The sequence below is a fragment of the Candidatus Brocadia sapporoensis genome (assembly GCF_001753675.2).
Lineage (GTDB): Bacteria > Planctomycetota > Brocadiia > Brocadiales > Brocadiaceae > Brocadia > Brocadia sapporoensis.
In genome coordinates this window covers 1-5,155 of sequence record NZ_MJUW02000007.1, presented here as the reverse complement: position 1 = coordinate 5,155, position 5,155 = coordinate 1, and the positions used below count along the sequence as shown (strand labels likewise).

The following is a 5,155-nucleotide window of genomic DNA, read 5'->3' as shown; positions in this document are numbered from 1 at the left end:
TAATAATGACATCCCTTCGGGATTACAGAATCAATATTTTGTTCACTCATAGGGCTTGTGAGCGAATGTACGCTGAATAGTTACAAATTTAATCTGATATGTGATCCATGAAATTATGATTCCTGCCCAAATTCTTGCTTTTTCCTGTGGATTTGCATTAAAATGAATAGGAAATTCGCATATTCCTTGAAAATCGAATGCGTTTAATTTTAGAAATATTCTCCTCTGGAGAGGATAAGGGATAGGTATTCTTGCCGGACGGTAGTCAACTACCCACCCCTCAATTCCCTTCCGGGAGGTGACCCGGTTATTTGTTTTTTTGTAACCGTTTAGCTTTTCGAAAGGAATTTCCCATGTGTTTCAGCGTACAGTAAGAGGCGAAATACTTGCTGTCTTGTGACACGCCTCGCTCTTTTTTTAGAGGGGGGAGCATGAGTCCTCTTTGGAAAGAAGGAACTTAGGGGTGTGTTGGATACGAGCAAATGCCTTATCTTTTATAAAGGACAGCAACCTTCATGTTGCTGGGATTTTTCAAGAAACTGAATGGTTACGTTTTTTTTCACTTCCATCTGACCTCCATGAAAGATTTTCTCAAACTTCTGCAGGCACATAAGCAATATAAGGAAATTACCCGAAGCCTCCAGTCCGGGAAGGATTGCTCTGTTAACGGGCTGTGGGGATCGTCTGCACTGTTTCTTACAGCAGCTCTGGTAGATGAACGTTTAAGGGCGGACAAGGTGGCGCCTCTGATACTCCTGGTGGTATCCCATATTGAAGAGGCTGAAAATGATTTTGAAGACTTGCAGACCTTTCTGCCAGGCCATACAAGTCTTTTCCCTGCAGTTGAAAATATATATGATGCGGATTTCGCAGACAATAGCGATACCCAGACACAAAGGATTCATGTGCTTAACCGGATACTTCACAATTACATCCCGGCAGAGAGCCGTGCAGATATCATCGTGGCGCCGGTTCAGGGGCTTTTGCAGCCCGTACCGTCTCCGAAAATGCTTTCTGATAATATCCTGAAAATTCAGCGGAATCGTGAACACCCCCAGGGAGAACTTATTGCATGGCTGCACGACCATCACTACCATCTGGCCAGTCAGGTTGAAAATGCCGGGGAATATGCGTTACGCGGCGGTATTATTGACATCTTCCCGTTTGCCTCAGACACCCCGTACCGTATTGAGTTTTTTGGAGACGAGGTTGAATCGATTCGTAGATTTCATGTCGAGTCCCAGATTTCCGATCAGGAACTGGATAACTGCCAGATACTTGCCCTTGACACTATGAACAAGATAAGAAATGACATTCAGTCTGAAACCAAAAAGACTTCACTGCTGTCTTATCTTGGGAAAGACACCTTAGTCATCCTGAAAGAACCGCTAAATATAGAAGAACGGGCAAGAACGATGTTAACCAGCCTGGGTTTTCACGATGAAATTTCCCGGGATGTCAAAGAAGACTCTGACAAACAATCTTCCTTCAGAAAATGCAGTGACAGGGACGACTCGCAGCACACGTCATTTGAAAGAAATTCTGTGTTTTCCTATGAAGAAGTTTTTTGCCAGTTAAACTCCTTCAGAAAGGTTACGGTATCGAAATTACCGGTAACTTCAAGCAGAGACGACTATCCTTTTCATGTCAAATTGGTGGATAGCTTCCCTCATAAAATTCAGGAGATTACTACAGAACTTGGCAGGATCATTGAAGCCAGCGACCGCACAGTCGTTTTTTGTAATAACGAGGCCGAGGAACAGCGATTTCAGGAGATTATCGCTGGGTCTGGTATAAAAAAGAGCCATTGGCCAACCTTGCGCATAGGGCGCCTGCACAGCGGGTTTCAATTCTCTGATATCCGTATTGCAATCCTTGCGCACCACGAAATCTTTCATCGTTACCAGCAGCGCCGGGAATTAAAAAAACCCATACAAATCAGGGCGATAGATTCTTTCCTTGATTTGAAAAAGGGGGATTATGTGGTGCATGTAAGCCATGGGATCGGACGCTATTTGGGAATGGACACTATCGAAGAAGACGGGCAGAAAAGGGAGTATCTCGTGCTGGAGTTTGATGAGGGTACGAAGATCTACGTGCCTGCAACGAAGATTGAACTGGTGCAAAAATATATTGGCAGTTCTGACCACCGGCCCAGGCTCGATAAAATCGGGTCAAAGTATTGGGAGGTCAGGAAAAAACGTGCAGAGAATGCTGTTAAAGATGTTGCCAGTGATTTGCTGCATATTCAGGCATTGCGAAATGCGAAGGAGGGCATTGCGTATCAGAAGGACACGGAATGGCAACGGGAATTTGAGGAATCGTTTCTTTACGAGGAAACCCCTGACCAGCTTCAGGCGCTGGAAGAAATAAAGCACGACATGGAGTTGAAGAGGCCTATGGACAGACTCATCTGTGGTGACGTAGGCTACGGCAAGACGGAGCTCGCCATGCGGGCGGCCTTTAAGTCTGTTATGGACGGGAAACAGGTAGCCGTCCTCGTGCCCACGACAATCCTCGCCCAGCAGCACTACGCTACTTTCTCGGAACGTATGGCTGATTATCCCGTAAAGATAGGTGTATTGAGCCGGTTTAAGACGCGCAAAGAGCAGAAAGACACCCTGGAGAAGGCGGCAGCAGGCCTAATCGACATCCTCATCGGTACCCACCGCCTTTTACAGAAAGATGTCTATTTCAAAGACCTCGGACTGGTTATTGTTGATGAAGAACAGCGATTCGGGGTTGAGCACAAGGAACGGCTCAAGAGATTACGCCAGACCGTCGATGTGCTCACGCTGACGGCGACACCGATTCCCAGAACACTCCATATGTCGCTCCTGGGGATTAAGGATATTTCTTCCCTGAATACGCCGCCGTTAGGCAGGCAATCGATTCAGACGCACATTATACGTTTTGACCGGGACCGCATCCGGCAGGCAATCATGCTGGAACTCAACCGTGACGGACAGGTGTATTTTGTACATAATCGCGTGTACAATATAGAGCGCATCGCCAAAAACCTGTCAGAGATCGTGCCTGAGGCCAGGATTATGACGGTACACGGTCAGATGGACGAAAAACTTATGGAACAGAGAATGCGGGACTTTATTGACGGCCGCGCTGATATCCTGGTTGCCACAACGATTATTGAATCAGGACTGGACATACCAAATGTCAACACGATCTTTATCAATGCTGCCGACACCTTTGGACTTGCTGACCTCCATCAATTGCGGGGGAGGGTGGGGCGATACAAACATCGTGCCTATGCCTATTTCATTTTGCCTGTCGACCGTCCCATTACCCCCGAGGCAGAAAAGCGGGTGAAGGCCATTGAAGAATTTGCAGAATTGGGGGCGGGATTCCGGATTGCCATGCGTGATCTCGAAATCCGTGGCGCCGGGAATATTTTAGGGACAGAGCAACATGGTCACATTGCTGCAGTGGGGTACGAGATGTATTGCCGGCTATTGGAATTGGCTGTGAAAAAAGCAAAACAGGAACCCATACCCGAACTTGCCGATGTTTCCATCGATCTTCACCTGGAATCCTTCATTCCCCATACCTATATCCGGGAAGATCCGTTAAAGATGGACATCTACCGCAGATTGAACCGGTCCACCACTTTTAAGGAAATCGATGCAATTGCTGAAGAAATAGCAGACCGTTTTGGAGAAATCCCTCACCCGGTAAGGAATCTTTTATCTGAAAGCGAGTTAAGGATCCTTGCGCAACGGTCGAAGATTCGTTCCCTGGTAAAGGCAGATGGTATTTTAATTCTTCAGGTTGCCGATTTGAAAAGAGCAGAGGCAAGCTTATATAAAGTAAAAAAACATATCCGGGTCATTAACGACAGCACATTGCATCTGGGGCTTCCCAAAAAAGGAATGTTGCCGGAGGATTTACTAGACTTTTTAAAAAAATCTATTAAAATTTGAAAAGGTATAACATAAACGTTAGTCATCTTTTCGTAGAGAGGTTAAAGATATTGAAGGCGATTATACCCCCGTACGCATGGTTTTTGTTAATTGTCATTACAGCTTCTGCCACTTCCTATGAGACAAAGGGCGATTCCGGCGAAGAAAATGTCAATTCTGTTAAGGCTATTGTGGGCGACGAGATCATTACCCAGGGAGACGTTATCAAACGTGCCGCCGTTGCTATCCGGGAGGCGCAGGAAAGATATGCGGAAAGAGAGTTTTATGAGAAGGTAAACGAGATATTGAAAGATACCCTGGACGAATTGATCAACCGAAAGGTGCTGATTAAAGAAGCGCAAAAACTGTTTGGTTCGGATGAAGCGCAGATGAAAGAGGTGGAAAAGGATCTGGATTCATTCGTGAAAGGTGCGGTTAAGAATGTCGGCTCTCTGTCAAAGTATTATGAAATTGCCGAATCTCAGGGTATTAATCCCCTTGAAAAGAAAAACGAACTCAAGGAAGATATTATGATAGACAAGATCATGAAAGAGAATGTCTATAACAAGGTCAAAGTTCAACCGAAATTGCTCAGGCGCTATTATACGGAAAATATCGGCGAGTTCCGGCAAAAAAAAGAAATTAGTCTTCGCCAGATCATGATTAAGTTCTCTGCCCATAATAACAACAAAGAAGAAACGCTGGCCGTAGCCCAACAGATACTGAAACGACTGGAAAAGGGCGAGGACTTTGCGTCTATGGCTAAACAGTATTCAAACGGCCCCAATGCGGAAGATGGCGGTTTATGGAGTTTTAATGAAGTAAACGAGCTGAGAAAAGACCTGAGAGACGTCGTTTATAGTCTGAAGGATAATGAACGAAGTAAGCTTATAGAGTCACCGGTGGGGTATCACATCTTTAAAATGGAACTGATTAAACCGGAGAAAATTCAGGAATTTGAGGAAGTACAGGATGAAATCTACAAAAAAATCTATCGTGAAGAAATCAGCCGGCTGAAACAACAGTATTTAAACAGCTTGAAGGCTGGTATTTTTGTCAAGGTTATTCAATGATTTTCGTTTCCTTACTCCATCGCAGCGTGGCCACAACCAGATCCCCCCTATCGCTTTCCTGATCCTTCGGCAAGCTCAGGATGTCGCGCCATAAGGGGTGTAAAAAACTTGTAACTATTCAGCGAAACGGATGGTGAGAGAGAATATTTTCTCAGAATAGTTAGG

At 45.3% G+C, this 5,155-nt stretch carries 2 protein-coding genes; both read left to right on the top strand.

The window, feature by feature from the left end:
• Positions 1-515 precede the first annotated feature (515 nt).
• Positions 516-3,938: a transcription-repair coupling factor gene (gene mfd, locus BIY37_RS00145; RefSeq protein ID WP_080324734.1), complete on the top strand. Its 3,423-nt coding sequence runs from the start codon at positions 516-518 to the stop codon at positions 3,936-3,938.
• A gap of 50 nt (positions 3,939-3,988) precedes the next feature.
• Positions 3,989-4,990, top strand: a complete 1,002-nt coding sequence (locus BIY37_RS00140) for a peptidylprolyl isomerase (RefSeq protein WP_179129174.1) — start codon at positions 3,989-3,991, stop codon at positions 4,988-4,990.
• Positions 4,991-5,155: the final 165 nt, after the last annotated feature.

Coding starts and splice junctions, on each gene's coding strand:
- mfd (WP_080324734.1), top strand. CDS start 516: ATGTTGCTGGGATTTTTCAAGAAACTGAATGGTTACGTTTTTTTTCAC.